4 protein-coding genes are annotated in these 3267 nt (G+C 69.5%); 3 read left to right on the forward strand and 1 reads right to left on the reverse strand.

Annotated features, from left to right (window positions below; translation table 11 throughout):
* The 3 genes from GTQ99_RS21335 to GTQ99_RS21345 form a co-directional block, all read left to right on the forward strand.
* The coding region (locus GTQ99_RS21335; RefSeq protein ID WP_205707962.1) for a phosphotransferase family protein at positions 1–1133 on the forward strand (1133 nt) is incomplete at its 5' end.
* A 251-nt stretch (positions 1134–1384) separates the two neighbouring features.
* Positions 1385–1759 (forward strand): hypothetical protein, encoded by a 375-nt coding sequence (locus GTQ99_RS21340; RefSeq protein ID WP_166617706.1) that lies wholly within the window; start codon positions 1385–1387, stop codon positions 1757–1759.
* A 74-nt stretch (positions 1760–1833) separates the two neighbouring features.
* Positions 1834–2310, forward strand: coding sequence for a hypothetical protein (locus GTQ99_RS21345; protein WP_166617707.1), 477 nt, complete (start codon positions 1834–1836; stop codon positions 2308–2310).
* A gap of 141 nt (positions 2311–2451) precedes the next feature.
* Here the strand turns inward: GTQ99_RS21345 and GTQ99_RS21350 are convergent, their stop codons facing one another.
* Positions 2452–2781, reverse strand: a complete 330-nt coding sequence (locus GTQ99_RS21350; protein ID WP_166617708.1) for a hypothetical protein — start codon at positions 2779–2781, stop codon at positions 2452–2454.
* Positions 2782–3267 lie beyond the last annotated feature (486 nt).

Here is a 3267-nt window from a genome sequence, read left to right on the forward strand (position 1 = left end):
TCACCGTCGCAGGGGTCGAGCAGGCACTTCTTCCAGCTGGCGCCGTGACCGTGACCCCGCCCGCAGGGCGGGATGACCGTGATGTCGAGTCCTCGCCCTCACCGCCGCCAGCCCAGGGCCACCGCAGGCCGGTAACGCCGTGGACGAACCCGCTGCGTCTCTGGCTGACTGGGCGCGTGATCGAGGAGAGCGACCCGGTGCCCGCCCAGCTGCGTGCTCTGGGCTACCCCGACGCCCACTGGCTGGCTGCGGGCATGGAGGCCGACGTCTACGCCCTCGACGAGCAGAGCGTCGCCCGGCTACCCCGGGACGCGGCCGCAGCCGCTACCGCGTCCAAGGGGCCTGTAGAGCGACTGCTCGAAGCGCTGAGCAGGTGCCGTCTCCCGTTCACCGTCCCCGCCCCACTCGGGCGCCTGGCCCTGCCCGACGGCCGCTCGCTGCTGCGTCAGCCGCGTCTGCGTGGGCGCAGCATCGGTGACTTCTACGACCCGACCAGCGGACACCTGGACCCCCGCGCCGAGCAGGCGCTGGTCGAGCTGTTGAGCGCCCTGCACATCATCCCGAAGCAGCAGCTGGTCCCTGCGTTCGAGTCCGTGCCGGGCCTGCCGCTGCTGGGCGAGAGGACGGTGGCCACCGGTCAGCACTGGGCGACGGCGCTGCAGGAGCTGCTCGAGGACCGCGCTCAGCGCTTCGCCGGCCTGCTGCGGACCCACGTCGACGGTCTCGACGCCCTGCTGCACGCCTGCAGCGCTTTCCTGGCCAGCCGTCGGGCCGTGCCGGTCACGCTGCAGCACGGCGACGTCTGTCCGGAGAACGTGCTGGTCGACGACGACTGCCGGCTCAGCGCGGTCCTGGACTGGGGGTTCTTGACCATGCTGGCTGACCCGGTCTTGGAGATGGCGATGACCTCAGGGTTCTTCGACATGTACGGCCCGCACGCCCTGGACACTGATCGGCGCTTGGTCGACGTGTTCGTCGAGGCGTTCGACGTGGAGCGTGGAGATGTCCTGCGGTTCAAGGCGGTGTACGCCCTCATCGGCGCCAACGCCTACAGCGGCACCGCGGACGGGCACTTTCGGTGGTGCGCTGCGGTGCTGGGGCGGTCTGACGTTCGCTCCGCCGTCTTGTCGTAGGCCAGCGGCACCGCGTGGGCGACTACTTGCTCATCCTGAAGTCCGGGCATGGCCGGCCGGCCGCGGTCGAGCGGACAGCGGGATGACCGTGCGTGCCGGCTGTGTGGTGTCAGGGCGGACGCGGTGAACGAGCCCCCGGGTGGGCCTGGACCCGACATGATCGGTTGATGACCCATCCCGTGACGCGCCCACGGCCGCTCCGGCCCCACCGGCCGGCGCGAGCGGTGGTCGTCTGCGTCCTCGTGGCCCTCGTGGCCTTCGTGCTCGCGGGTCTCTACGCCTACCGTGCCGCACGACCCTGCGGGGCCGGAGTCGGGGACCCGGCGGGTGCGGTGTCCGGGGTGCTGCGGGCCATCGAGCGCCAGGACGAGCGCGCTCTGTGCCAGCGCGTGGGTGCGGGCTACACCATCCCCACCATGCAGGAGCAAGCCTTGCGTCAGCGCATCGAGGCGGCCGGCGGAGCCGGGGGTCTCACGGTCGAGGATCAGGAGGACCAACAGTTGGGGGCCCAGCACCTGCTGTCGGTGGGTACCGAGAACGGTGAGGTCGTCGCTCAGTTCCAGACCCTCGTCGGTGAGCGTGGGGCGATCGTCGTAGCTGTGACCACCTCGCCTGGGCAGTGGTGACGTCACGGACGTGACGGATTGCGGGATGACCGTGCGTCTTGCTGCCCGTGGGGTCAGTGGACGGATCATGGGGCATGACCGAGGCATGGCTGCGGGACGGCTACCTGCTGCACCCCGGGTTCGGGCTCACCCCCTACCGGCAGCAGCCGCTGCCCTTCGACGAACGGGAGCTACCGCCCGCCTGGACGGCTCTGGACGAGGCGGTCCAGGACGTACGCCTGGATGAGCTCTGGCAGCTCGCAGTCGCGTGGGCTGGCGCACAGGGGGCGGATCGCGTCGAGGGTGACTTCATCTGCTCGGATTGGCCGGTCGCGGCCAGGGCGGGTCTGAGCCAGTCCCCGGCCTCCGTCCACCGCTGGAGCGGCGCCTTCTCACCAGGGGGCCTGGGTCATCTCGTGGACGCGAACCCGGAGCGGCTGTGGGTGAAGGCAGATGGAGAGTTGCTTCTCTACCTGCACGAGACGTGGGACTCCCTCATCGTCTGCGGTAAGGAGCGGGCGGTGGAGGAGCTGGGTCGGGACGTGGGGGCGCTCCGGCGCAGCTGGGGCTGACGCGCTGCGGTCCTTAACGAGGCCAGTACGGGCGGCTCGAACCGCGCAAGGTCTGCGGGATGACCGTGAGGTCGTGACCTGAGCCCCCATCCCGTTCCACGACGTCGGTGCACGGACGGTGGTGTCCGTCGTGGGGTGGGCTCATCCACCAGCGCAGGTAGCAGCAGCGGCCGGGCTTGCGTCCCAGTAGTCGAACTGGTTGACGACGTACTTGCCGTCATCGGTGGTGCTCACGTGGACGGCGGCGATGCTGGTGCCGCTCTCATCCAGGGCTTCAGTCTTGGTGGGGGATGCGAGCAGGGCCTCGATGGCGGCAAGGCGAGCCTCAGCGCCAGCGATCGCTTCGTCTCGTGCTGGTCTGCTGGGCTGGGTGCGGGTCTGCTCCAGGTAGGCCGTCTCCAGGTTCCGGTTCTCGATCAGCCAGTCCTCGACGCCGGTCACCGCCATCGGGCTGTTGTAGACGGCGCTCATGAGGCACCCGGAGCTCGCCTTGGCCGTTAGCTGTTGAGTGGCAGCCGCCTGCTCCGGAGACGCGGAGCAGGCGGTGAGCAGGCCGATGAGGATGGCCAGGCCGACACCGGTGTGCGCGGGCAGGCTCCTGGCGCGTGGGGAAGTCCTCATACCGACTTCGACGTGGCTAAGGAGCGGACGGCTCTCCTCGAGACAGAGGAGAACGAGAGCGTCACCCATGTGGACGCACGGGGTGATTCTTCGACTGGTTGGCGGGTCGTTCACTCGACCGGTGGACGTCACGACATCGGCATGAGTGGTCTTTGTGGTGGGTGCACCGGTGGGGGTGTTGCGTCGTGGAGCGTGGCGGCTGTAGCCGTTGGTGGCTACGATGTAGCCATGCGGAGCATCAATGCGCGCGAGCTGCGGAACGAGTACGCGAAGGTGTTGGCGGAGGTTGAGGCGGGGGAGTCGTTCACGATCTTGTCTCGGGGTCGTGCGGTGGCG

Source organism: Kineococcus vitellinus (genome assembly GCF_009906315.1).
In the GTDB taxonomy this organism is placed as follows: Bacteria; Actinomycetota; Actinomycetes; order Actinomycetales; family Kineococcaceae; genus Kineococcus; species Kineococcus vitellinus.